The organism is Erwinia psidii (assembly GCF_003846135.1).
GTDB lineage: Bacteria > Pseudomonadota > Gammaproteobacteria > Enterobacterales > Enterobacteriaceae > Erwinia > Erwinia psidii.
Genome location: NZ_RHHM01000006.1, coordinates 217,359 through 240,369 on the forward strand (window position 1 = coordinate 217,359; position 23,011 = coordinate 240,369).

Here is a 23,011-nt window from a genome sequence, read left to right on the forward strand (position 1 = left end):
ATCAACAAACCGGAGCAGTCACCGTGCCATGTGCTAAACAGTAGCGCAACCAGTCGGCAAGAAACTGGTTTATCTGATGCTTTTCATCACGCTGATGCAGCTTTTTATTTGGGTAATCATAGCGTGCTTTGAAGCGGAGTATCTGCTGGGTGGAACACACTTCCGCGACCATCGCGTCATGATAGAGACGAACGGTCATGGCAGGCAGGCTCCAGTAACTTACTGCCGGGGCAATTTGTTTAATCTCCACCAGCGTGGTGTAGCGGGTCGATTCCAGAATCGCCACCGTGTAACTCGCACTGTTAACCTGATAAGTCACTGACCCCACGGCCCGATCGTCCTCAGGTCTGGGCAGCAGGCGGCGTAACTGCGCGAAATTGGTCTCACACAGACGCATCATTTCAGGGAAATCAGGAACATAGCGTTTTATCATTCGATTTTCCACTCTTCTCGCAGTTTTTTATGGTGCAGCTCAAGCCATTGCAAAGCGATGACAGAGGCGGCGTTGTCTATTTTCCCCTCTTCCACCCACTGGTAGGCCTGTTGACGGCTCACCACATGAACAAAAATATCCTCATTCTCTTCCTCCAGACCGTGATTTCCATGCGCCACACTGGCATCCACTTCTCCAACCAGGATCGACAACCTTTCGCTGGTGCCGCCTGGGCTTGCCAGGTAATTCAGTACGGGCTTAACGCGACCAGGTGTCAGACCTGCTTCTTCTTCAGCTTCACGACGGACGACATCTTCCGGCGTTTCTCCCGGCTCAATGATCCCCGCGACCAGCTCCAGCAGCCAGGGCGTCGCGCTGCTGTCGTAAGCCGGGATACGGATTTGTTCAATCAGCACAACTTCATCACGCTGTGGATCATAAGGCAGCATGGCAGCGGCATGTCCGCGTTCGAAAACATCCCTTTTTACTACCCCACTCATTTCGCCATTGAACAGGCGGTGACGAAAATGGTAACGAATGAGTGAAAAAAAACCACGATAAAGTGTCTCCCGTGCAATAATTTCTACATCGTCTTTTGTGAAAGTCACCGGGTATTTTCTGTCTGATCCCATCAGGTTCTCCCTTTGTGCTCATTGAGTGGTAAAAACAGGAAAACGCAATCCCTGTTGCGCGCACAGTGTAGTTCTTAATGAATTATTTAAGTAAATTATGGCAACATGGCACTTTCCGCCAACTTATCTCTCTTGTTTACTCTGTTAGAATCGGCGGTAATTTTTTGGCTTACGTTAGCGCTACCAGAGTAACTTTGCTGCATAACACAGTCACTTTGCTGCACAACAAGGAATGCAAATGAAGAAACTGCTCCCGTTACTTATCGGCCTGAGCCTGGGCGGCTTCAGCGTCGCCAGTCAGGCTGAAAATCTGCTGCAAATCTATCAGCAGGCCCGGTTGTCTAACCCCGATCTTCGCAGTTCTGCAGCCGATCGCGATGCGGCCTTTGAGAAAATTAATGAGGCGCGTAGCCCCCTTTTACCTCAGTTGGGTCTTGGGGCCGATTATACCTACAACAACGGCTACCGCGACAGTAGCGGCCTGCACTCCAACACCACCAGTGGCTCGTTGCAACTGACGCAGACCATTTTTGACATGTCCAAATGGCGGACCCTGACGTTACAGGAAAAAACGGCTGGTATTCAGGATGTCACTTATCAGACAGCACAGCAAACGCTGATTTTGAATACGGCCACCGCGTATTTTAACGTCCTGAACGCGGTTGATACCCTTTCCTATACGGAAGCGCAAAAACAATCGATTTATCGTCAGTTAGATCAGACCACGCAGCGTTTCAATGTGGGTCTGGTTGCCATTACTGACGTACAGAACGCCCGCTCTCAGTATGACAGCGTGCTGGCCAGTGAAGTCACTGCACGCAACACGCTGGATAACAATCTGGAGACGCTGCGGCAGGTGACAGGTAACTATTACCTGAGCCTGGCGTCGCTGAATGTGGATAACTTCAAAACGGAAAAACCACAACCAGTTAACACTCTGCTAAAAGAAGCTGAAAGCCGCAATCTGAGTTTATTATCTGCCCGTCTGAATCAGGATCTGGCACGGGAGCAAATTCGCTCCGCTGAAACCGGCCATATGCCCACGCTGGATCTGACCGCATCAACGGGTCTCTCCAACAGCAAATATGGTGGTAGCCGCGCCAATCAAAGCAGTTCTACCACTGACAGTATTACCGGCAGTAACCAGGTTGGCCTGAGCTTCTCGCTGCCGCTGTACGCCGGTGGTGCCGTGACATCCCAGGTGAAACAGGCCCAGTATGCTTATGTGGCTGCCAGCGAACAGTTAGAGAGCGCACACCGCACGGCGGTCCAGACCGTGCGTTCCTCTTTCAACAACGTTAATGCATCAATCAGCAGTATTAACGCCTACAAGCAGGCGGTGATTTCTGCTCAGAGTTCGCTCGATGCGATGGAAGCCGGCTATCAGGTGGGCACACGCACTATCGTAGATGTGCTGGATGCAACCAGCACACTCTATAATGCAAAACAGCAACTTGCTGATGCACGTTACAGCTACATGATTAATGAACTGAATATCAAATCGGCCCTGGGCACCCTGAATGAACAGGATCTGCTGGCACTTAACAGTCGTCTGAGCAAAGAAGTGCCGACCTCACCAGATAGCGTGGCCCCCGAAAATCCGCAGCAGGTTGCGGCAGTGGATGCAGATCAGCAGGTTTCCCCGCCGCCGCAGACCCACCCTGTTACCTCCGCTGGCAACAGGCGTAATCCCTTCAGTCATTAATGGTCAGGGCAGCGTTCGCTGCCCTTTCATCCCTGAACGTATAGCAACGTAAAGATACCCTTATACCGCCGTCGCCTGCTTCAATTTTCACCGCGGTTCCCCTATCCTGAGCGCTCCCTTTGGGCACAGGAATGAAGACAATGAAACGGACTAAAAAAATCAATCATGCCTCCTTTCGCAAAAGCTGGAGCGCACGCCATTTAACCCCGGTGGCCCTGGCGGTTACGGCGGTATTTATGCTGGCGGGTTGTGAGCAGTCAGACGAGACTGTCTCACTCTATCAGAATGCCGACGACTGTTCCCAGGCCAATCCGGGCAAAAGCGAACAGTGCACGACGGCATACAATAACGCCAAAAAAGAAGCGGAAAAAACGGCACCTAAGTATGCCACCCGTGAAGACTGCGTGGCTGAATTTGGTGAAGGCCAGTGTCAGCAGGCTCCCGCTCAGGCCGGGATCGGCACCACCAGTGCAGAGTCTCATCAAAGTGGCAGCTTCTGGATGCCATTGATGGCAGGTTATATGATGGGCAGACTGATGGGAGGCGGGGCAGGTTTTGCCCAGCAACCGCTGTTTACCTCACGCGCACCGGGTAGCCCGGCCAACGGCAAATTTGTTGATGCCAGCGGCAAAAGCTTTGGCAGTGCGACAACCGGCCGCACCATGAACGTGCCCAAAACGGCAATGGCCCCTAAACCCGCCACCACCACCACCGTCACCCGTGGCGGATTTGGTGAGAGCGTTGCGAAGCAATCGACCATGCAGCGCAGCAGTGCCAGCACCTCCGGCACCCGTCGGTCAGTGGGGGGCTAACCGGTAATGAAACGTCTTCCTGTTACGGAATGCCCCGGCTGGCGTGAAAAGGCAACCGAGTTTGGTTTCCGCTTCCACACCATGCATGGCGAGCCATACTGGTGTGAAGATGCTTATTACCAGTTCACTTTGCAGCAGATTGATAAACTGGAAGATGTCACCAGCGAGCTGCACCAGATGTGCCTTCAGGTAGTGGATAAGGTCGTAGGCAGCGAAGAGCTGCTTGCCAAATTCCGTATTCCTGAGCACACCTGGGATTTTGTGCGTACCTCATGGCAAAGCAGCCAGCCGTCGCTCTATTCCCGACTGGATCTTGCCTGGGACGGGCAGACAGAGGCCAAACTGCTGGAGAATAATGCTGATACACCAACCTCGTTGTATGAAGCCTCATTTTTCCAGTGGCTGTGGCTGGAAGATCAGCTCAACGCCGGTAATCTCCCCGCCGGCAGCGACCAGTTTAACAGTTTGCAGGAAAAGCTGATTGAGCGCTTTGCGGTGCTGCATCAGCAGCATGGTTTTGGCTGGCTGCATTTCGCCTGCTGCCGTGACAGCGATGAAGATCGCGGCACGGTGCAATATCTTCAGGACTGCGCCACGGAAGCGGGCCTGCCATCGGAGTTCCTGTATATCGACGAAATTGGCCTGGGTGAAAAAGGTCAGTTTACCGATGTGCATGACCAGGTGATCGGTAACCTGTTCAAGCTGTATCCATGGGAATTTATGATGCGTGAAGTGTTTTCCACCAAACTGGAAGACGCAGGTGTGCGCTGGCTGGAACCGGCGTGGAAAAGCATTCTCTCCAACAAGGCACTTTTACCGACGCTGTGGAAAATGTTCCCTCATCATCCCAATCTGCTGCCTGCTTATTTCGCACAAGACAGCGTTCCGGCGATGGATAAATACGTGGTCAAACCGCTTTTCTCGCGTGAGGGAGCTAATATCAGCATCGTGGAAAATGGCAGGGAAATTGCCCACGTTGACGGCCCCTATGGTGAGGAAGGCATGATTGTACAGCAGTTCCACCCACTGCCAACATTCGGCGACAGCTATACGCTGATCGGCAGCTGGCTGGTAGACGATCGGCCCGCCGGGATCGGCCTGCGTGAGGATCGCTCCCTGATCACCCAGGATCTCTCACGTTTCTATCCCCATACGTTTATTGAATGAGGATAAAGGGCGGAATTCACTCCGCCCTGGTTCCCTGCCCAACCAGCACCGAAAGCATACTCAGTGATGCCATTTCCAGCCCCTCAACCGGAACGGATACCGCCTCGCCAGGCTGACAGGCACCAAGCACATACAGCAGCGGCAGATAGTGCTCGGGCGTTGGGTTAGACAGTTCAGCGCCATCATGCTGCATAAAATTCACCAAAGGATGCCGCTCTGCCGGCCCTTCCCAGTTGAGATTTTCCCGCACGTAGTCATTAAAAGACGAAGCCCATGCATAAGGCACAGTGTTACCCTGCCACTGTGCCATACGCAGGTTATGCACCACATTACCACTTGCGACAATCATGATGCCTTTGTCACGCAGGACCGCAAGTTTACGACCCAGCTCATAGTGCACAGCGGGAGGCTGAGTGCTGTCAACACTGAGCTGAACCAGCGGAATATCAGCCTCAGGGTACATTTTGATTAGCACGCCCCACGATCCATGATCAAATCCCCACTGCCGATCAAGATCAACGCTCACCGGTGACAGCACTTCAGCCACCTCACGGGCCAGGGCTGGCGATCCGGGTGCAGGATAATGGGTATCAAACAGCGCCTGAGGAAAGCCACCAAAATCATGAATAGTCCGCGGCCTCTCCATTGCCGTTACCGCGGTTCCCCGCGTGTACCAGTGAGCAGAAACAGCAATAATCGCTTTTGGGCGGGGCAGCGTTTCACCCAGTTTTCGCCAGGTTTTGGTATAAACATTCTCTTCCAGCACATTCATCGGGCTACCGTGACCAAGGAAAAGTGCGGGCATACGTGTCTGACTCATCATAACTCCACGGAATATGTCGGCTTGATGATGGCTACACTACGCCCATTTCACCGCCGATAAACCCGGATAAGCCTGATGAAGATCTTCAGGAAATTTGAATGCTGTCAGAACAGATATCATCGGGCTCCGTTTGGGAAACGGAATCTATTGTAGTTACGGTTGTTTTTTTACAGAGTGACACCAACAGGTCGTAAACAATGATATTTTACTGGTCGAGCGGACAGACCGCCTGACCCGTCTGAGTAACAGCGACTGGATGACACTGAAACAGCAGACAGAACAACATGAGCTGCGGATGGTCAGCCTGGATGTCCCCACATCATGGTAGTCGCTGTCAGATAAAAATCCTTCGCAGGCCAACCCGCTCACCGGCGCCGTGATAACCGCCATCAATAACATGCTTATCGACCTGATGGCCGCGATGTCGCATAAGGGCTGACTGAATCGCCACCCGCGCCAAAAGCAGGGAATTGAACGGGCGTATACGCTGGGTAAATACCGGGGCAAACAGGCCGATCGGGAACGGCATCAGCAAGTCCTGTATTACCGGCAGGGCAGGAAACTGAGTATTTGTGAAACAGGCAGACGCGACAGGGTACAGCCCATCCCGGATATGCCGCATCCAGGCGCTGTACCGACAATCAGAAGCGAGTGATTTGGGTTAAGTTGTGATTATTGTATGATGCGGGTGAGGATAACCATCTATATTGAGGGATTAATGATGGCAAGAGCGCTGGCCTGCCTTGGCGACAAAACGAGTTACGGTGAGATTATTTCTGCCACCGCGTCCTGGTTCGAAGGAAGTAAAGCCATAGCCTGGACTGGCGACAAGGCATCATGCAGCAAATGCAACGGGTATTTTGAAATCCTTGCCTCCGCACAGGACTGGGCAGAAGAAGGTAAAGCGTATGCTGCCACAGGTGACAGAGTGCTGTGCCGTTGCCCCGATCACTATGTTTACGGTTCAGCCACACAGTCTACCAGCACAGGTACTGGCTCTCTGACCTCCCGCAATACACGTCAGTCGTCCGTACCGGCACAGCAGGCACAGGATGCCAGCGCCCGGAACTGTATTCGCTTTCAGTACGCCGGTGACGATGGCCAGCTAATGGCCGGCTGTCGCTACACCCTGATGTTCCTGGACGGACGTTCTGAAGCTGGCGTTACCGATGAGCACGGGGTGACTGGATGGCATTATGCCGAATCGGCAGACGATATCAGCCTGCATATTCTTACGGACTGAGTAAAAGTGTATGTCAGACATCAGATGGAGCGGTGTACACGGCAAAAATTCCGGGCTTGATGGCGATAAAACATCAACAGGGGCAGTCTGTTATGCCGGAAGCCAGGGCTGGTCAGTGAACGGCAGGCGCAAGCTTTACGTGGGCGATAAAACGTCACCCTGCCCAAAATGCGGACAACCAGGAGTGATTACTTCCGGCGATCTCCGGCAGACCAGCCCACAGGGACGGGCTGTCGCCGTTGATGGTTCACCGGTACGCTGTGGATGTGCGACCGGGACGAACTTCGTTATTGCAGCGGGAAACCCATCAACGGTCAACATTGTCAGCGCACAGAGCCAGCCTGCACAACAACCGCCTTCGCGTAACACCCTTCGTTTTCAGTGTGCGGATGATGATGGCAGGCTGATGGTGGGTTGCCGGTACGTTCTGATGTTCCCGGACGGTCATACAGAAGCGGGGAATACGGATAGCCAGGGGATGACAGAGTGGCATTTTGCCGAATCTGCTGAAAATATTAACCTGCATATATTAATGGATTAACTTATGGCTGTTTACCACCTTAGTACCCGTATTAACTCTAATGTTCCGGCGGATTCCCTCCGGTATGACCTGTGTATTTACCGCATGGACTCCGAAAGGAATAAATATCCCCTGATTGATGTGAAGCAACAGCCGTTTCAGGGAAGTTATGCAACACAGAGTCACATGACCGGAAATATAAATGAGCCACTCCCGACTATTTATATTATGGAAATGAAACTTTACCGAAAAACCATGTTGCATACGCATTGTGTGACTCCCGTTCCGTTCACTAAAATGTATACCCTGGAAGAATTTGTGTCAGGCAAAGCCTGGTCTCCGGTGAAGCGGGAGAACCCCTGCTATTTTGAGTCAAAAGGGACAATGAAGCCTGAGAGTCAGGGGGGCGAAACAAAGCACATTAAAATCACTATCCCGGAACGTCCCTTTATTGCGGAAGAATACCCTCTTGGTAATTCCAGAGACCCTTTTGATAAAAATTTAATAGAACGTCAAATAGATGAAAGATTTAACGGATTTTATTTCCCTAATCAAATAGCAGCAAGTGTATGTGGACCTGCTGCATTTTTTTACTGTGTTCAAATGGACCGCCCTGATGTATATGCGCAAGCTGCCCGTGAACTATGGAGGTACGGGAAAACTAAAATAGGTGACTTAATCATCTCACCAGGTGAAGGTTGCCGACACCCGACAGGTACATTTTACTTTGATGACGGTAGGCCGAAGATAGCCGGTACTGACTGGATGACGCTGGCTGGATTAAGGGATTCAGAGAATACGGTGCTAAGCTTTGATGCTCTTGATTCTCCAGTCGCTGGTATCACAATGTGGCAAACACTGACTGAATGGTTTGAAAAAGTCGGTTATGAAATGGTCTTTAGTAATGTAGGAATCACTCAGGCGGGCATCCAGGGAATAAGAGATTTAAATAAATATATTGAGCAAGGCTATAAAGTCGTCACATTAATAAACGATGGACTTCTTGTAAGCAGTACAAACAAAACAACATTACCTACACATTGGGTTGTCTGGAATGGTTCAGTCATACAAGATCCCAACGGATATATCAGTGTGGAATTGTTTTCTTGGGGTAAAACAAGAAACTGGATAAAACCTAAAAGAGATTTACAGTTCTTTATCAACAGATTTTTTGGAGGAGTGGTTTTTAAACCATTGAAATAAAAATGAGAAGATTATTTTTTGTTTTATCTTTTTTTTTACTATCTGCCTGTTCGTTACAGGCAGAATTTACTCCAGAAGGAGTAATTCTTAATGATGCAACTGTTGGCATCCCCTATTATAACCAAATAAATATATTTGGCGGAATAGTTCTTTCTTATGATATTTATGGTAAGCAAGTCATTGCAGGTGATATTAATCCCGATAATTTAGGTCTCCACCTACAGTATTGTGATGAAGATGAATTTAATAATTGCATTCAGATTAGAGGGACACCAACAAAAGCAGGTATAGCTAAAGTGCGAGTTCATGGTGGCTTAGGTGGGGGAATGCTTTCAAAATCAGGAGAATTCGACAAAACCTATACTATTACGATCAAACATTCAGAAGGATCTTCTTAAGATCATTTAAGTAGTGCGCCGTATCGAGCTTCACCAGAAGATACGAGAAACTTTTCAGGTTGCGGTTCTCTCGTATCGAAACGGTCAAAATTCAGCTTTAGCGTACAATATTTTCCGTTTTGGAAACGGAGCCCTAATCTATCGACCAGCAGATTTTCCCTCGTTCAGTCGTGAAACAGAAACAATCCGGTACTGTTCCTACAGCTATACATTCGAGAATACAAACATTTTTCTCTGCGCTGACCGTGTCCAGACTTACTGCGAAAATTACGCCTGCTGGGACAGACTCTGAAAATGATAATACCAACGTCAGATAATTTTTATGATGATAATTAAGGAAGCGCTGAACGGGGCAACAGCCATCAGAGCAGATCAGTTAAACGTTCGTTGATCATCACAAAACAAAACCGGGAAAAGACCCGGTTTCAGCGAATGAAAGGAAACCCTCGGCTTAACTGGCCTGACGTGTCTCGCGGTGACGTCGGTAAGCCACCAGATCGTCAATAGTCACTACCGGCATATGATACTTCTCCGCAAATACAATAACTTCAGGTGCACGGGCCATCGAACCATCATCATTGGTCAGCTCACACAGTACACCCGCAGGTTTAAAACCGGCCAGTGTCACCAGATCGACAGTGGCTTCCGTGTGACCGCAACGGCTCAACACACCGCCGTCATGGGCACGCAGCGGGAAGACGTGACCGGGACGGTTTAAATCTCCCGGCCTGGCATTGTCAGCAATGGCAGCACGGATAGTGGTCACGCGATCTTTAGCCGATACCCCCGTGGTCACGCCTTCTGCCGCCTCGATAGTAACGGTAAAACCAGTGCCATAAGCGCTGGTGTTATTGTCCACCATCATTGGCAGCTCAAGCTGCTGGCGGCGTTCTTCGGTCAGGCAAAGGCAGACGATCCCGCTGCCGTGGCGGATGGTCAGTGCCATTTGTTCCACGGTGATAGTTTCTGCGGCAAAGATCATGTCTCCCTCGTTTTCACGATCTTCATCATCCAGTACCATCACCCCCCGACCATCACGCAGTGCGGCGACAGCACGTTCCACACGCTGTTCCGGCGTGCCAAATTTTGATAAAAGCGACTGATTCATGGTAAGTAAACCTTATTAAATGTATGAGTTACCAGAATCAGGGCGAGCTTAGGAGTGTCATGCAGACAAAAAATAACGGCGAGGCGGACAAAAAGCCGACTGGAATCGTTACTCTCTCCCATCCGGACTGTAACCGTCGGCCCCGGAATTACACCGGATCTGCTGACCTTCAGACCGGCAGGTCTGAAGCGCTCGCGGGCTTTCAGCAACGCTGATTTACCGCCGGTGGGGAATTTCGCCCCGCCCTGAGAATAAGCCCGTTTACTATAGCGCCGAAAAAAACGCAGGGCAACGGACAAAATCCGCAATAAGTTGTCCATTCTGCCGCATTGCAGTTTTCAGGTTTGTCCTTTACGGTTATGGCATTACAATTAGAGAAACTTTGCTGCTATCAGGACGCCGCCATGATCGACCCCAAAAAAATTGAACAACTCGCACGCCAGGTTCATGAGGCAATGCCGAAAGGAATACGCGAGTTTGGTGACGACATTGAAAACAAAATCCGTCAGACTTTACAATCACAGCTGACGCGACTGGACCTTGTGAACCGCGAAGAATTTGATGTGCAGACCCAGGTGCTGCTTCGCACCCGCGAGAAACTGGCCGCGCTGGAGCAGCGTATTGCCGTACTTGAGGGCGGTAACGCAGCGGAACCCACAGCGAAAAGTGAAGAACAGCCATAACAGAAAAGGGCGATAGTTTATCGCCCTTAACATTACGGTCTTACGCTTTCACTTTCTGCCCGGTCAGTGATTTGACCTGATAGCGTTGATAATGTTGGTTGTGGAGATGCCATCTTCAAAATTCAGCACCCGCACTTCCCCTCCGTTGGCCCAGACCTCTTTACTACCCGCAATATCTTCAGGTTTGTAGTCACCGCCTTTAACCAACAGGTCGGGCAGGATATCTGCAATCAGTCTCTGTGGTGTGTCCTCTTCAAACGACACTACCCAGTCCACCGCTTCGAGCGCACCCAGCACAATCATTCTGTTCACCAGTGGGTTGACCGGACGACTTTCACCTTTTAAACGTCTGGTGGAATCATCACTGTTAACCGCAACGACCAGCCGATCGCCGAGTTTGCGGGCATTGGCCAGATAGGAAACGTGCCCGGCGTGCAGAATATCGAAGCAGCCATTGGTCATTACCACTTTCTCACCACGAAGACGGGCGAGGGCTACCGCCTCCCTGAGCTGCTCCTGGTTCATTACGCCAAAGCCTGATTCTGGCCGGGCGCGGATAGCATTCTCCAGTTCTACCGGTGAAACCGTGGATGTGCCAAGTTTTCCTACCACCACACCCGCCGCCGCGTTCGCCAAAAAACAGCTTTCTTCCAGCGAATTACCCGCTGCCAGTGCGGCAGCAAGGACACCGATAACCGTATCGCCCGCCCCCGTCACATCGTAAACTTCCTGCGCCTGAGTTGGCAGATGGAATGGTTCTTTACCCGGCTGTAACAACGTCATGCCATTTTCTGAACGGGTGACCAGCAGCGCTGACAGATCAAATTGCTGCATCAGTGCCATCCCCCTCGCCACGAGGTCAACGTCGTCTTTGCACTTACCCACCACCGCCTCAAATTCAGAAAGATTCGGCGTCAGGAGCGTCGCCCCCCGATAACGTTCGAAATCGGTTCCTTTCGGATCGACCAGCACCGGGACATTCGCCTCGCGAGCAATACGAATAATGTCTTGCACACTTACCAGCGCGCCTTTGGCATAGTCAGATAACACCAGCGCACCAGCCTGCGGAAGTGCCTGACGAATACGCTGGTGCAGAGGTGCAACATCCACCCCCTCAAAGCCCTCTTCAAAATCCAGACGGATCAGCTGCTGGTTACGTGACAACACACGCAGCTTGGTAATGGTGGGATGAGTGGCAACCGCAACAAAATCGCAATGCACGTTTACACCACTCAGACTCTCATCCAACGCCCGCGCCGCATCATCAACCCCGGTTAATCCAACCAGATGTGATTGGGCGCCCAGTGAGGCGATGTTCATCGCCACGTTGGCTGCGCCGCCCGGGCGCTCTTCAACGTTATCCACTTTAACCACCGGAACAGGTGCCTCAGGAGAAATACGGCTGGTCGGGCCGTACCAGTAACGATCTAACATCACGTCGCCAACGACAAGAACACCCGCACGGTTAAAATCGGGCAGCGTAATTTTCATTCCAGATACTCCTGACCAGTGTCAAAAAAGATTGCGCGCGATAATAGCACAGACTGGGTAACACACACATTTCCCCTTAATTCCTGCAGCAGATGCCATTGAGACTAGACGCTCTGCGCTTTATCATCATCAAACCAGTACTGCCAGCTGGCGTTCACCACCGTTTTCTCCGCCGTAAACCGTTCAGGAGGTACCTGTCCCGGCTGCTGCTGTAGGGCCAGATGATGCAGTTCGTTGCGCAACGTAACCCAGGCATGAGTAAGCGTCATTGCCTCATCGTCGTCAATCCGACCATTTTCCGCCATCTGCGCCAGAATACGCACGTTATCAGACCAGTGCGCCAGTCTGGGGTCCTCACACGCATAGCGTAAGACAAGATATTGGGTGATGAATTCAATATCAGTGATACCACCGCGATCGGCTTTAATGTCCCAGCGATCTTTATATTTGCTACCGAGGTGAGTGCGCATTTTCTCTCTCATCTCCCGCACCTCTTTTTTCAGCGTCTGTTCGTCACGTGGCAGGCATAAAACAGCACGACGAATCCGGTCAAACTTGTCACTCAGCGCCACATCACCAAATACGATACGCGCTCTCACCAGCGCCTGATGTTCCCAGGTCCAGGCCTCATTACGCTGGTACTCATCAAACGCATCGAAGGTGCTGACCAACATACCCGCTGCACCGGAAGGACGCAGGCGGGCATCCACCTCGTACAGAATGCCGGACGACGTGCGGGTACTGAACAGATGCATCACCCGCTGGGCCAGTCGAAGGTAAAACTGTCTGCCATCAATGTTGCGCTCACCCGTCGTGATGACCTCAGCAGGGCAGTCATGCAGAAAAACCAGATCCAAATCGGAACTGTAGCCCAGCTCCCAGCCGCCCAGTTTTCCATAGCCAATAACCGCGAAACCGCGCGCCTGCTCATCGTCAAGATGTGCAGGTCGCCCATAACGCTGTACCATCATCTGCCAGGCCTGCTGCACAACCTGCTCAATAATCGCTTCAGCCAGCCAGGTAAGGTGATCGCTCACTTTCATCACAGGCAGCGTTCCGGCGATGTCTGCCGCAGCAATACGCAGGTGCTGTGCCAGCTTGAACTGCCGCAGCGCCTCAAGCTGCTGCTCCTCATCCTCTTCCGGGATGCGCAACAAATACTGACGCAGTTCGCAGCGATAAGCATCTGTCGCCGTCGGATGATACAGCGTCGCGGGATCGAGCAATTCATCCAGCAACAAAGGGTATCGTGCCAGCTGGCTGGCGATCATTGGCGATGCGGCACACAGGCGGATCAGGTGTTTTAACGCGCCATGATACTCGGTCAATAGCTCCAGATAGGTTGTCCGTGTGACAATCCCCAGTAGCAGAGGTGTCAGTCGATGCAGAATGATATCCGCATCGTCACGTGGGCAGACTTCGCACAGCAAACGAGGCATCAGTTGGTCCAGCGCCTGACGGCCTCGTGGGCCAATCGTGCGCTTATCAACATCCTGATGGAAAGCAGAGATAGTTTGTAGCAGGCGCTTACTTACTTTTGCATTCATCTGTGGCACCAGTGGTGCCAGCTCAGTTTCTTCCATACGATCCTGCCACAGCAGGCCATACTCCCCATTCACCTGGTTTTCACCCGCTTCCGGCGCGTCATCACCAATCAACTCGTCAAAAATAGCGCGGACAGACGCCATATGCTGTTCCAGCTGTTGATGCAGTGCAGGCCATGACGCCGAAGCCATCGCCCATGCAAGGCGCTCACGGTTCAGTGGATCAACGGGCAGTGTCTGGGTCTGTTCATCGTTGATGCTCTGCAACAGGTTTTCCAGACGGCGCAAAAAAAGGTAGGCTTCGCTAAGCTGGCATGTCTGCTCAGACGACAGCAGATTAAGTTCACCAATAGCCCGTAGGGCGGGTAACAGCGCTCGCTGTTGCAGGCTACGTTCACGCCCACCGCGGATTAGCTGAAAAACCTGCACAATAAACTCGATTTCCCGAATACCGCCTGCACCCAGTTTAATGTTATCAATCAGGCCACGCCGCCGCACTTCACGGGCTATCATACTTTTCATATTACGCAGCGACTGGATCACGCTGAAATCAATGTAGCGCCGGTAAACAAACGGGCGGAGCATGTGCTGTAGCTCCCGACTCCAGCGGTCATCTGCATTTCCCATCAGCCGGGCTTTTACCATCGCATAGCGTTCCCAGTCACGTCCCTGCTCCTGGTAGTAGTCTTCCAGCGCGGCAAAACTCAACACCAACGGGCCGCTGTCGCCAAAAGGACGCAGCCGCATATCCACGCGATAAACGAAACCATCTGCGGTGGGCTGATCGAGGACTTTAATCAGGCGCTGCCCCAGTCGGGTAAAAAATTGCGCGTTATCCAGTTCACGACGGCCGCCTGTCGTCGTACCATTTTCTGGCCAGATGAAAATCAGATCGATATCAGACGAAAAATTCAGTTCACCACCGCCCAGCTTACCCATCCCCAGGATCAGTAGCGGCTGAGCTTCACCGGCCGCGTTAACCGGCGTGCCCCATTCCCGACAGCATGCCTGCCACAACCACTCCTTTGCCGCGACAATCAGCGTCTCTGCCAGTACGCTGAGCTGCTGAAGTGATGCTGCCGTGCTGCTGATTGCCAGCGTCTGCATCCACGCGATGCGGGTGAGCATATGACGGCGAAACAGTCGCAGTTGCCGCATCAGGGCATGTTCATCGCTGACTGAAACCAGTTCCGCCGCCAGCCAGCGCGCGTAGTGTTGCCACTCATCCTCTGCGGGCGCGTTCTCTCGCAGTGAATCAAGCCACTCCGGGTGGCGAACCAGGTTTTCGCTGATAAAGTCACTGAAAGCCAGCACGGCCTGCTCGGTGGCATTTAGCGGTCCCGCTGCCGTGGTAAGGCGCAAAACCTGCTCTGCTAACCTTTCAGGTAGTAACAATGAGGGTGATGGCAACATAAAGGCTCCCTGAATGCGTTATGTCAACCTGCCGCGTATGCGGCCAGGTTCAGATGTTGCCGTTCTTCCAGAAGACAGCCTGCTTCATGGCCTGACGACACTGGCTCTCCAGCCAGACTTCCTGCCCGGATTCGATAGCCTGAGCCAGTTGCTGCCAGTTATTGAGCCAGCTATCCACCGCGGCAGGATCGTAAGCACCCGCAAGTAAACGAGTTGCCAGCAACTGCCTATGCAGCCGGGGCAGTTTGTCCTGATATTCATTCAGCTGATGCACTCGCCCGAAGACGTCTTTCAAATCAGCAGAGATACGACCCAGCATAATATCACTGAAACGCTTGAAGGAGCTTTGTAAGCGACCGTTGGTGTTAGCATCAACGAAATTGCGCCAGCGCTCGCTGGCCAGCCAGTCAGTAAGCGCTAACTGGGTTTGCAGCCAGAGCGGACTGAAGCAAAGCGTTTCTGCCGGCACCGTATCATCCAGCAGGGACAGTTCCAGGCTTGCCAGCAACTGGCGAAGTTCACCACTGGCTTTACGTGGAACCAACCCACCAAACAGCGAAAAAGTCTGACGCAGGGTTTCCAGCGCCTGATAAATTTCACCCCGCGCGGCCCGGTTGCCACCAAGCCAGAGTTCTTCGTGATACTGCCACTGACTCAGCGCCAGCATAAAAGCAGCACGCATACCCTGCTCAACCGTGGCTTTCGGTTCTGTTGTCATTACCGGAACAGGACGCAGGTCACGAGGCGGATTACCTTTTGCCAGCGCATAACCTCTGGCTGCCTTACTCAGGCTACCCAGCCGCAATCCTCCCACCACGGTCAGCTCGGCCGCAAAGGCCAGCAGATCATCGCGCTGACCACTTTTCAGTTCCAGCTCAATTTCGTTCAGCGCTTCGCTGCGTTCACCGGCGACAATCTTACCGGTATCAAAAGCCACTTCGATCTCGCTGTTAAGGTAAGTAACCACCCACTTTTCACGCACAAAATGGGTGCTGAACAGTGGATTAAGTTGCCGCTGTAAAGCAGCAACATCGCAGCCTTCTGGCCAGATCCCGAGGGGTAGTCTGAAAAGATCCAGCACCGGTTTTTCCACCGGCACATTGTATTCCGGTCGCTGGTGCAGGCCACCAACCGTTTGCCCTGCAGTTTTCAGCGTCATCTCATAGCGGTCGCCAAAACCGCGAATACGCAATCCCATATCCCATTGCCGTAGCTGGCTGTCTGCCGTCTCGTAGTAGATATTGCTCAGTTTTTGCCCTGAACCGTGCTGATGCGGCCAGCCAGCCAACAGAACGGGTATTTTTTGTGCACCTTCAGGCGTGGCAATGAACTTTAATTCGATTTCGATGGTCATATTTTTTTATCAGTTAGTTACCGGCATGGTCAGTACGTTATCACGGTGAAGAGTAATGCAGAAATGCCGAGGCTGTCCTGACTTTACTGGCATTTTGCGTGTTGTTTCGCAGGAGAGAGACCAGGACAGTTCTCATTCAGCTTTGTGCGTGCCCCTCTCAGACTGTGCCATCACTTTTGTTGAGAACTTACGTAAAAGATATCGAATGAAAAAAACGCATCTTATTGGTCTTACTGTACTGACTTTCAGCGTTGCCGCATCCGTTCACGCCGAAGAAAAACGCTACATTTCTGACGAGCTTTCAACCTGGGTGCGCAGTGGTCCCAGCGACAGCTATCGTCTGGTGGGTACTCTCAATGCAGGGGAAGAAGTCGCCTTGCTACAAACCGATGACAGTACGCATTATGCTCAAATACGTGATGCTAATGGCCGTACAACCTGGATACCGCAGGCGCAGTTAAGCCAGCAACCCAGTATCCGCACCCGCGTTCCACAGCTTGAACAGCAGGTTAAAGATCTGACCGATAAGCTTTCAAATATCGACAACAGCTGGAACCAACGCACCGCGGAAATGCAGAAAAAAGTAGCGGGCAGCGACAGTGCTATCAACAGTCTGAAGGATGAAAATCAGAAACTGAAAAACGAGCTTATTGTGGCACAGAAAAAAGTCAGCGCCGCGAATGTTCAGCTCGATGATAAACAACGCACCATTATAATGCAGTGGTTTATGTACGGTGGCGGCGTTGCCGGCGTTGGCCTGTTACTTGGACTGTTCCTTCCCCACATGATCCCAAGCCGCAAAAAGAAAGACCGTTGGATGAACTGATTTTATTTCTTTGTTCACCGTCAGACTGTTCATCCGTTGAGTTAAGTAGCACGGTTACCGACATGCTTCGATGTCCGTAACCGTCTTTTCTGGCGTCACGTTTCTTCCCTTTCCCGCAGCAATGTGGCAGCTTCTCCACTTCGCGTATGATGTCCTGACCAATCAGTGAGGAGCACAGTAGTGAAGATTTATCTTGTTGGTGGCGCGGTACGCGATGCCCTGTTAGATCTGCCGGTCAAAGACAGGGACTGGGTGGTGGTCGGCGCCTCCCCCGAAGAGATGTTGCAGCAGGGCTACCAACAGGTGGGGCGTGATTTCCCGGTGTTCCTGCACCCCAGCACTCAGCAGGAATATGCACTGGCCCGCACTGAACGCAAGCACGGCAGTGGCTATACCGGCTTTGTCTGTTATTCCGCCCCGGATGTCACCCTCGAACAGGACTTACAGCGTCGAGACCTGACCATCAATGCCATCGCCCAGGATCAGGATGGCAGCTATTACGACCCCTGCGGCGGCCGCAATGATTTGGCACAACGGCTGCTCCGTCACGTTTCTCCTGCCTTTAATGAAGATCCGCTGCGGGTACTACGTGTGGCACGCTTTGCGGCTCGCTTTGCGCACCTGAATTTTACCGTGGCGGATGAGACACTGGCGTTGATGCGTGCAATGGCTGAGAGTGGGGAGCTGAACACCCTGACAGCTGAACGGGTGTGGAAAGAGACGGAAAAAGCGCTGGAAACCCCTCATCCTGAGGTCTACTTTCAGCTGTTGCGCGATTGCGGCGCACTGGCAGTGCTTTTTCCTGAACTTGACAACCTTTATGGCGTTCCGGCACCGGCAAGATGGCATCCCGAAATCGATACGGGTGTGCATACGCTGATGACCCTGGCTATGGCTGCCCGGCTTAGTGAAGAGGTCGCCGTCCGTTTTGCCACCCTTTTTCATGACGTGGGCAAAGCGCTAACTCCCCGTGAAAAATGGCCCAGTCACCATGGTCATGGGCTGGCCGGTGTCCCGCTGGTAGAAAACCTGTGTCGGCGATTACGGGTTCCCAATGCGCTACGGGATCTGGCTCTGCTGGTGGCTGAGTTCCACGATCTGATCCATGTGGTTGAGCGACAGACTCCTGAGACGCTGGTTGCCCTCTTTGACCGTATTGATGCCTGGCGAAAACCACATCGGGTGGAGCAGATTGCCCTGACCAGCGAGGCTGATGTCCGTGGTCGTGCTGGGTTTGAGCATAAGACTTATCCGCAGGGGAACTATCTGCGTGAAGCCTTTGCGTTGACGCAGAATGTCCCCATAAAAGAAGTGGTCGCGGCAGGCTATAAGGGAGCAGAAGTTCGCGAAGAGTTAACCAAAAGACGCATTGCCATGCTGAGACAGTGGCAAGAAAACCACCCGCTATCCAGAACCGAAATGAAGTGACCTCCACCGGGAGACAGGCTTGTCTGCCGGCATGAGGTCACTGCCCCTAACTCGCCGGATATCCAACTTTTGGGGAATTCTTCATGCGGGTTGGTGCTTGTTTTCAGATCTGAACAAAGAGAAACCAGACCCCAATCGCCACAATGAAGCGATAGATAGCAAAAGGCACAAAAGAGATATTCTGGATCAGTTTCAGGAACACCTTAATGGCAATCAGCGCGACAATAAAGGCGGTGATAAAGCCAACGGCAAACATTGGCAAATCTGCCAGGCTTAAAAAGCCCCTGCTCTTATACAGGTCGAGAACAGTGGCGCCCAGCATCATCGGTACAGCAAGGATGAAAGAGAACTCCGATGCCGCATACCGACTCACGCCCATAAGCATCCCGCCAGAGATGGTGGCCCCGGAACGGGAGAAGCCAGGCCATAACGCCAGACACTGGAAACAGCCAATCACAAACGCCTGCCGGTATGTCATATCATCAATCCCGACAGCTTTGGGCTGCTTTGGTTTGAGAAATTCAGCCGCCAGCAGCAGCACACCACCGACCACCAGCGCATACATCACGTTCACCGGATTAAATAACAATTTAATTTTATCGTGGAAAATCAGACCAATGACCACGGCTGGCACCATACCCAACAGAATGTGGATCAGGGTCAGATGACCTTTACCCGTACCCTCATGTGGAACTTTACCAAAATGGATACCGATCAGTCCGAATAAGCGACGCCAGAACATCACTACCACGGCCAGAATAGAGCCCAGCTGAATAACGACTTCAAAGGTATCTGCCTTGTCTCCTTCAAACCCAAGCAGATGACCAACAATAATCATATGCCCGGTGGAAGAGACAGGCAGAAACTCTGTTAATCCCTCAACAATGCCCAGTATTGCTGCCACCCATAGCTGATGTAGATCTGCCATCAAATACCCCTATCCGCTAAAAAAAACATTAAAAAGGCGGTCGCTGTATGCTACCGCCGAAATTTTGTCAGCCCTGGGTTAGGCCAACCTTAAGACAGTCCATAATGTCGTTCGCTTTAAGTGTGATGGCAATCACTCTGACTTTATTTCGGATTAGTCCCGCGCTCAATAATTACTCCCACCTGAGTGGCATGGGCAACTGCGCCAGGTTTGCTGAGTTTGATACGCACCCAGGGGGTAGCGAACTGCGTCAGTAATAAGCTGGCAACCTCTTCCGCCACCCGCTCCACCAGCGCGAACCTGCCGCTGGCTACATAATTAATAATGGCCTCAGAGACCTCGGCGTAGCTCAGGCAGTCTTTCACATCATCGCTGGCCGCTGCCTGACGATTGTCCCAGGCGAGTTCAACATCGAACACCAGCTTTTGCTGAATGGTTTGTTCCCAGTCATAGACACCAATGGTGGTGATGATGGAAAGTTGTTCTATAAATACGATATCCATGATGTCACTCTCTGTTTTTGTGGTTGCCGGATACCACTTCCAGCATTTTATGCGTATTATCCACAGATGATGAGTTCAAAACGACCCCAGCAAGATGGAACGGTGTTATGAGTGTATTCGCGCTTGGTATGATTGTTTTCGCGTATCTTTGCGGCTCTGTTTCCAGCGCAATTCTGGTGTGCCGACTGTTCAGATTACCGGATCCCCGTCAGCATGGTTCCGGCAATCCCGGTGCGACTAACGTATTACGCATTGGTGGCAAGGTTCCGGCGCTGGCTGTGCTGTTTTTCGATATTCTCAAAGGTATGCTGCCTGTCTGGCTGGCTTACCATTACGGCGTCAGCCCGTTTTATCTTGGTCTGACGGCCATCGCAGCCTGCCTTGGCCACATTTATCCGGTATTCTTTCACTTCAAAGGCGGAAAAGGCGTTGCCACCGCCTTTGGTGCCATCGCGCCAATAGGATGGGATTTGACCGGATTGATGACCGGAACCTGGCTGCTGACCGTGTTGCTGAGCGGCTACTCTTCGCTGGGGGCCATTATCAGTGCACTGATTGCACCGTTTTACGTCTGGTGGTTTAAACCACAGTTCACCTTTCCCGTCGCCATGCTCTCGTGTCTGGTCCTGCTACGTCATCACGACAATATTCAGCGACTGTGGCGCAGGCAGGAACCGAAAATATGGAAGAAAACACGAAAATAGCGTTTTAAAACATACAATTACTCAGATAGCACCTCTTTGAAATACCCTGTTGTAATCATTATAATAATCACACCACTCAATTGAATGGTATGAATTAGCCTCAATAAAACTGATTACAAGGAGTTGTAAATGAGAGAATTATCGCTGCAGGAAGTGTCTCAGGTTAACGGTGCAGGTGTTATTCAGGACACATTAAGCAGCGTTGGTGGAAAAATCGGCAACAGTTTATATGGGCTGATTTCAAATATAACCATTGAAGTTCCAGTCCTCGGAAGTGTCTCTTTAGGTTCCATACTGCCCGATGCTGGCGCGAGTCTGGGCTCCAGCATCGGTAGCCAGATTGGCGGAACCGTTGAAAACCTACTTGCCAGCATTCCTGTCATCGGTTCCTGGCTGAACAGCTTGCTGGGTAACTAACAGACTCACACAAGACTATGCGCCATCGCCTTTAGCGATGGCGCTATGACATCAGCCATTTTCCAGAGGCATAAGCTCAGACAGTGGCCACCGCGGTCGCACAGTGATGCCCAGCTCATCCCGCAAACCCTCCTTCAGCCGAACCATACCGGCATAAGCTATCATTGCGCCGTTATCAGTACAGAGTTCAGGACGGGCATAAAAAACTTCGCCGCCGCGTGCTTTCATGACCTCAGCCATTTTGGTCCGCAACGTATGATTGGCACTGACCCCTCCCGCAATCACCAGTCTTTTAAAGCCGCTTTGTTCCAGGGCTCGCTTACATTTGATCACCAGCGTATCCACCACCGCATCTTCAAATGCTCTGGCAATATCAGAGCGGGTTTGAAGGTCATCACTGTTTTCACGGATGGTGTTGGCAGCAAACGTCTTCAGCCCGGAGAAGCTGAAATCAAGTCCCGGACGATCGGTCATTGGTCGCGGGAAAATGAAGCGTTTTTCAACCCCCTGCTGTGCCATTTTCGACAGCATCGGCCCCCCCGGATAATCCAGACCAAGCAATTTTGCCGTTTTATCAAAAGCCTCACCAGCAGCGTCGTCAACAGATTCACCCAACAGGGTATATTCTCCAATTCCGGTAACGCCAATCAACTGCGTATGCCCACCGGAAACCAGCAGTGCGATAAACGGAAATGCGGGCGGATTATCCTCCAACATTGGAGCCAGCAGATGCCCTTCCATATGATGAATCGGGATTGCCGGCACATCCCAGGCAAACGCCAACGCACGCCCGATTGTCGCCCCAACCAGCAATGCCCCAACTAACCCTGGCCCCGCCGTGTAGGCTACGGCGTCAATATCATGCGCCTGCAACCCGGCCTCTTTTATCGCAGCCTGAATTAACGGTACGGTTTTGCGCACATGATCGCGCGAAGCAAGCTCTGGCACCACCCCACCGTATTCGGCGTGGAGTTTGACCTGGCTATAAAGCTGGTTGGCTATTAAGCCGGAGACATCGTGGTAAATCGCGATACCGGTTTCATCGCAGGACGTTTCTATTCCGAGCACACGCATATCTTTTCACCTCTTTTCTTGCGGCGCGCAGTGTAGCATGAAGGGGCGCTTATCGGCGGCACTTTTCAGACGGTTAACCGCGCCTCGCGGAAGGAGTGAACGGAAAATATTTTTCACCGCGGCGGATGATTCAGGTATAATCGCCCACCTGAAAAAAAACCGGCAGCGGCACAGGCGGCGCATCTGTTGGTGACATTACGCTATGGTGCTTTACAACGCAGCCTGTGTTGGAGTAGAATTTCGCACCATTTTGAAACAAGCTGGCACTGACGCCAGCAGCAAAACCGAATTTATCGAGGTAAGAGTTACATGCCGGTAATCAAAGTACGTGAAAACGAGCCATTTGACGTAGCACTGCGTCGCTTCAAGCGTTCCTGCGAAAAAGCAGGCGTTCTGGCTGAAGTTCGTCGTCGTGAGTTCTATGAAAAACCAACGACTGAACGCAAGCGCGCTAAAGCGTCTGCCGTCAAACGCCACGCGAAGAAACTGGCTCGCGAAAACGCACGCCGCACTCGTCTGTACTGATTTTACGCTTTACAGACAAGTAATTAGTATAAGAAGGCCGTGCTTTCCGAAAGGAATGCGCGGCTTGTTCTCGTTTA

23 protein-coding genes, 1 pseudogene and 1 riboswitch are annotated in these 23,011 nt (G+C 51.9%); of the genes and pseudogenes, 14 read left to right on the forward strand and 10 right to left on the reverse strand.

Annotated features, from left to right (window positions below; genetic code table 11):
- Nucleotide 1: 1 nt before the first annotated feature.
- Both EB241_RS09665 and nudF read right to left on the reverse strand, forming a co-directional pair.
- Nucleotides 2–433, reverse strand: coding sequence for a DUF1249 family protein (locus EB241_RS09665; RefSeq protein ID WP_124232975.1), 432 nt, complete (start codon nt 431–433; stop codon nt 2–4).
- On the reverse strand, nt 430–1,065 hold the full coding sequence (nudF, locus tag EB241_RS09670; protein WP_124232976.1) for an ADP-ribose diphosphatase: 636 nt from the start codon (nt 1,063–1,065) through the stop codon (nt 430–432). Before nudF ends, EB241_RS09665 begins: the two co-directional genes overlap by 4 nt.
- Before the next feature lie 238 nt (nt 1,066–1,303).
- On the opposite strand from nudF, the gene tolC reads away from it, so the two are divergent.
- The 3 genes from tolC to EB241_RS09685 all read left to right on the forward strand — a co-directional run bounded on the left by tolC (nt 1,304) and on the right by EB241_RS09685 (nt 4,749).
- On the forward strand, nt 1,304–2,770 hold the full coding sequence (gene tolC, locus EB241_RS09675; RefSeq protein WP_124232977.1) for an outer membrane channel protein TolC: 1,467 nt from the start codon (nt 1,304–1,306) through the stop codon (nt 2,768–2,770).
- Between the two features lie 140 nt (nt 2,771–2,910).
- Nucleotides 2,911–3,582: a DUF1190 family protein gene (locus EB241_RS09680; protein ID WP_124232978.1), complete on the forward strand. Its 672-nt coding sequence runs from the start codon at nt 2,911–2,913 to the stop codon at nt 3,580–3,582.
- Between the two features lie 6 nt (nt 3,583–3,588).
- Complete coding sequence (locus EB241_RS09685) at nt 3,589–4,749, forward strand: glutathionylspermidine synthase family protein (RefSeq protein ID WP_124232979.1); 1,161 nt, start codon at nt 3,589–3,591, stop codon at nt 4,747–4,749.
- A gap of 16 nt (nt 4,750–4,765) precedes the next feature.
- On the opposite strand, the gene ygiD is transcribed toward EB241_RS09685, so the two are convergent.
- Complete coding sequence (gene ygiD, locus EB241_RS09690; RefSeq protein WP_124232980.1) at nt 4,766–5,569, reverse strand: 4,5-DOPA-extradiol-dioxygenase; 804 nt, start codon at nt 5,567–5,569, stop codon at nt 4,766–4,768.
- 199 nt (nt 5,570–5,768) lie between these two features.
- On the opposite strand from ygiD, the pseudogene EB241_RS21115 reads away from it, so the two are divergent.
- The 5 genes and pseudogenes from EB241_RS21115 to EB241_RS09715 form a co-directional block, all read left to right on the forward strand.
- Nucleotides 5,769–6,237 (forward strand): annotated as a pseudogene (locus EB241_RS21115) (sigma factor-like helix-turn-helix DNA-binding protein); the annotation flags it as partial.
- 56 nt (nt 6,238–6,293) lie between these two features.
- Nucleotides 6,294–6,815 (forward strand): PAAR domain-containing protein, encoded by a 522-nt coding sequence (locus tag EB241_RS09700; protein ID WP_124233020.1) that lies wholly within the window; start codon nt 6,294–6,296, stop codon nt 6,813–6,815.
- Nucleotides 6,816–6,825: 10 nt separating this feature from the next.
- Nucleotides 6,826–7,356 carry a PAAR domain-containing protein gene (locus EB241_RS09705; RefSeq protein ID WP_124232981.1) on the forward strand — a complete coding sequence of 177 codons (531 nt, stop codon included), beginning with the start codon at nt 6,826–6,828 and terminating at the stop codon, nt 7,354–7,356.
- Nucleotides 7,357–7,359: 3 nt separating this feature from the next.
- A complete protein-coding gene (locus EB241_RS09710; RefSeq protein WP_124232982.1) occupies nt 7,360–8,538 on the forward strand; it encodes a hypothetical protein in 1,179 nt (392 codons plus the stop codon).
- A gap of 2 nt (nt 8,539–8,540) precedes the next feature.
- A complete protein-coding gene (locus tag EB241_RS09715; protein WP_124232983.1) occupies nt 8,541–8,936 on the forward strand; it encodes a hypothetical protein in 396 nt (131 codons plus the stop codon).
- A gap of 451 nt (nt 8,937–9,387) precedes the next feature.
- Here EB241_RS09715 and ribB read toward each other — a convergent pair whose 3' ends face one another.
- On the reverse strand, nt 9,388–10,044 hold the full coding sequence (gene ribB, locus EB241_RS09720; RefSeq protein ID WP_124232984.1) for a 3,4-dihydroxy-2-butanone-4-phosphate synthase: 657 nt from the start codon (nt 10,042–10,044) through the stop codon (nt 9,388–9,390).
- Nucleotides 10,045–10,150: 106 nt separating this feature from the next.
- Nucleotides 10,151–10,301: riboswitch (FMN riboswitch) on the reverse strand.
- Between the two features lie 147 nt (nt 10,302–10,448).
- Here ribB and ubiK point away from each other — a divergent pair.
- Nucleotides 10,449–10,727 (forward strand): ubiquinone biosynthesis accessory factor UbiK, encoded by a 279-nt coding sequence (ubiK, locus tag EB241_RS09725; RefSeq protein ID WP_124233021.1) that lies wholly within the window; start codon nt 10,449–10,451, stop codon nt 10,725–10,727.
- A 63-nt stretch (nt 10,728–10,790) separates the two neighbouring features.
- Here ubiK and hldE read toward each other — a convergent pair whose 3' ends face one another.
- The 3 genes from hldE to EB241_RS09740 form a co-directional block, all read right to left on the reverse strand.
- Nucleotides 10,791–12,218 carry a bifunctional D-glycero-beta-D-manno-heptose-7-phosphate kinase/D-glycero-beta-D-manno-heptose 1-phosphate adenylyltransferase HldE gene (gene hldE / locus EB241_RS09730; protein ID WP_124232985.1) on the reverse strand — a complete coding sequence of 476 codons (1,428 nt, stop codon included), beginning with the start codon at nt 12,216–12,218 and terminating at the stop codon, nt 10,791–10,793.
- A 104-nt stretch (nt 12,219–12,322) separates the two neighbouring features.
- The gene (gene glnE / locus EB241_RS09735; RefSeq protein WP_124232986.1) at nt 12,323–15,175 is read right to left on the reverse strand and encodes a bifunctional [glutamate--ammonia ligase]-adenylyl-L-tyrosine phosphorylase/[glutamate--ammonia-ligase] adenylyltransferase; all 2,853 of its coding nucleotides are present in this window, start codon (nt 15,173–15,175) and stop codon (nt 12,323–12,325) included.
- A gap of 49 nt (nt 15,176–15,224) precedes the next feature.
- Nucleotides 15,225–16,529 carry a CYTH domain-containing protein gene (locus tag EB241_RS09740; RefSeq protein WP_124232987.1) on the reverse strand — a complete coding sequence of 435 codons (1,305 nt, stop codon included), beginning with the start codon at nt 16,527–16,529 and terminating at the stop codon, nt 15,225–15,227.
- A 205-nt stretch (nt 16,530–16,734) separates the two neighbouring features.
- Here EB241_RS09740 and EB241_RS09745 point away from each other — a divergent pair, with 205 nt between their 5' ends.
- Both EB241_RS09745 and EB241_RS09750 read left to right on the forward strand, forming a co-directional pair.
- The gene (locus tag EB241_RS09745) at nt 16,735–17,355 is read left to right on the forward strand and encodes a TIGR04211 family SH3 domain-containing protein (protein ID WP_124232988.1); all 621 of its coding nucleotides are present in this window, start codon (nt 16,735–16,737) and stop codon (nt 17,353–17,355) included.
- Nucleotides 17,356–17,535: 180 nt separating this feature from the next.
- Nucleotides 17,536–18,783, forward strand: a complete 1,248-nt coding sequence (locus EB241_RS09750) for a multifunctional CCA addition/repair protein (RefSeq protein ID WP_124232989.1) — start codon at nt 17,536–17,538, stop codon at nt 18,781–18,783.
- Between the two features lie 103 nt (nt 18,784–18,886).
- Here the strand turns inward: EB241_RS09750 and bacA are convergent, their stop codons facing one another.
- Entirely contained in the window at nt 18,887–19,711 is an 825-nt protein-coding gene (bacA, locus tag EB241_RS09755) for an undecaprenyl-diphosphate phosphatase (RefSeq protein ID WP_124232990.1), read from the reverse strand.
- Between the two features lie 143 nt (nt 19,712–19,854).
- The gene (folB, locus tag EB241_RS09760) at nt 19,855–20,214 is read right to left on the reverse strand and encodes a bifunctional dihydroneopterin aldolase/7,8-dihydroneopterin epimerase (protein WP_124232991.1); all 360 of its coding nucleotides are present in this window, start codon (nt 20,212–20,214) and stop codon (nt 19,855–19,857) included.
- Nucleotides 20,215–20,321: 107 nt separating this feature from the next.
- On the opposite strand from folB, the gene plsY reads away from it, so the two are divergent.
- Both plsY and EB241_RS09770 read left to right on the forward strand, forming a co-directional pair.
- A complete protein-coding gene (gene plsY, locus EB241_RS09765) occupies nt 20,322–20,918 on the forward strand; it encodes a glycerol-3-phosphate 1-O-acyltransferase PlsY (protein WP_148089643.1) in 597 nt (198 codons plus the stop codon).
- A gap of 129 nt (nt 20,919–21,047) precedes the next feature.
- A complete protein-coding gene (locus tag EB241_RS09770) occupies nt 21,048–21,335 on the forward strand; it encodes a hypothetical protein (RefSeq protein ID WP_124232993.1) in 288 nt (95 codons plus the stop codon).
- Between the two features lie 51 nt (nt 21,336–21,386).
- Here the strand turns inward: EB241_RS09770 and tsaD are convergent, their stop codons facing one another.
- Nucleotides 21,387–22,409, reverse strand: coding sequence for a tRNA (adenosine(37)-N6)-threonylcarbamoyltransferase complex transferase subunit TsaD (tsaD, locus tag EB241_RS09775; RefSeq protein ID WP_124232994.1), 1,023 nt, complete (start codon nt 22,407–22,409; stop codon nt 21,387–21,389).
- Between the two features lie 309 nt (nt 22,410–22,718).
- Here tsaD and rpsU point away from each other — a divergent pair, with 309 nt between their 5' ends.
- The gene (gene rpsU, locus EB241_RS09780) at nt 22,719–22,934 is read left to right on the forward strand and encodes a 30S ribosomal protein S21 (RefSeq protein WP_001144069.1); all 216 of its coding nucleotides are present in this window, start codon (nt 22,719–22,721) and stop codon (nt 22,932–22,934) included.
- The last annotated feature ends 77 nt before the right edge of the window (nt 22,935–23,011 follow it).

What these genes read in the sequence shown, in the direction of transcription:
- EB241_RS09665 (WP_124232975.1), bottom strand. Translation starts at nt 433, where the DNA reads ATGATAAAACGCTATGTTCCTGATTTCCCTGAAATGATGCGTCTGTGT.
- nudF (WP_124232976.1), bottom strand. Translation starts at nt 1,065, where the DNA reads ATGGGATCAGACAGAAAATACCCGGTGACTTTCACAAAAGACGATGTA.
- tolC (WP_124232977.1), top strand. Translation starts at nt 1,304, where the DNA reads ATGAAGAAACTGCTCCCGTTACTTATCGGCCTGAGCCTGGGCGGCTTC.
- EB241_RS09680 (WP_124232978.1), top strand. Translation starts at nt 2,911, where the DNA reads ATGAAACGGACTAAAAAAATCAATCATGCCTCCTTTCGCAAAAGCTGG.
- EB241_RS09685 (WP_124232979.1), top strand. Translation starts at nt 3,589, where the DNA reads ATGAAACGTCTTCCTGTTACGGAATGCCCCGGCTGGCGTGAAAAGGCA.
- ygiD (WP_124232980.1), bottom strand. Translation starts at nt 5,569, where the DNA reads ATGAGTCAGACACGTATGCCCGCACTTTTCCTTGGTCACGGTAGCCCG.
- EB241_RS09700 (WP_124233020.1), top strand. Translation starts at nt 6,294, where the DNA reads ATGGCAAGAGCGCTGGCCTGCCTTGGCGACAAAACGAGTTACGGTGAG.
- EB241_RS09705 (WP_124232981.1), top strand. Translation starts at nt 6,826, where the DNA reads ATGTCAGACATCAGATGGAGCGGTGTACACGGCAAAAATTCCGGGCTT.
- EB241_RS09710 (WP_124232982.1), top strand. Translation starts at nt 7,360, where the DNA reads ATGGCTGTTTACCACCTTAGTACCCGTATTAACTCTAATGTTCCGGCG.
- EB241_RS09715 (WP_124232983.1), top strand. Translation starts at nt 8,541, where the DNA reads ATGAGAAGATTATTTTTTGTTTTATCTTTTTTTTTACTATCTGCCTGT.
- ribB (WP_124232984.1), bottom strand. Translation starts at nt 10,044, where the DNA reads ATGAATCAGTCGCTTTTATCAAAATTTGGCACGCCGGAACAGCGTGTG.
- ubiK (WP_124233021.1), top strand. Translation starts at nt 10,449, where the DNA reads ATGATCGACCCCAAAAAAATTGAACAACTCGCACGCCAGGTTCATGAG.
- hldE (WP_124232985.1), bottom strand. Translation starts at nt 12,218, where the DNA reads ATGAAAATTACGCTGCCCGATTTTAACCGTGCGGGTGTTCTTGTCGTT.
- glnE (WP_124232986.1), bottom strand. Translation starts at nt 15,175, where the DNA reads ATGTTGCCATCACCCTCATTGTTACTACCTGAAAGGTTAGCAGAGCAG.
- EB241_RS09740 (WP_124232987.1), bottom strand. Translation starts at nt 16,529, where the DNA reads ATGACCATCGAAATCGAATTAAAGTTCATTGCCACGCCTGAAGGTGCA.
- EB241_RS09745 (WP_124232988.1), top strand. Translation starts at nt 16,735, where the DNA reads ATGAAAAAAACGCATCTTATTGGTCTTACTGTACTGACTTTCAGCGTT.
- bacA (WP_124232990.1), bottom strand. Translation starts at nt 19,711, where the DNA reads ATGGCAGATCTACATCAGCTATGGGTGGCAGCAATACTGGGCATTGTT.
- folB (WP_124232991.1), bottom strand. Translation starts at nt 20,214, where the DNA reads ATGGATATCGTATTTATAGAACAACTTTCCATCATCACCACCATTGGT.
- plsY (WP_148089643.1), top strand. Translation starts at nt 20,322, where the DNA reads ATGAGTGTATTCGCGCTTGGTATGATTGTTTTCGCGTATCTTTGCGGC.
- EB241_RS09770 (WP_124232993.1), top strand. Translation starts at nt 21,048, where the DNA reads ATGAGAGAATTATCGCTGCAGGAAGTGTCTCAGGTTAACGGTGCAGGT.
- tsaD (WP_124232994.1), bottom strand. Translation starts at nt 22,409, where the DNA reads ATGCGTGTGCTCGGAATAGAAACGTCCTGCGATGAAACCGGTATCGCG.
- rpsU (WP_001144069.1), top strand. Translation starts at nt 22,719, where the DNA reads ATGCCGGTAATCAAAGTACGTGAAAACGAGCCATTTGACGTAGCACTG.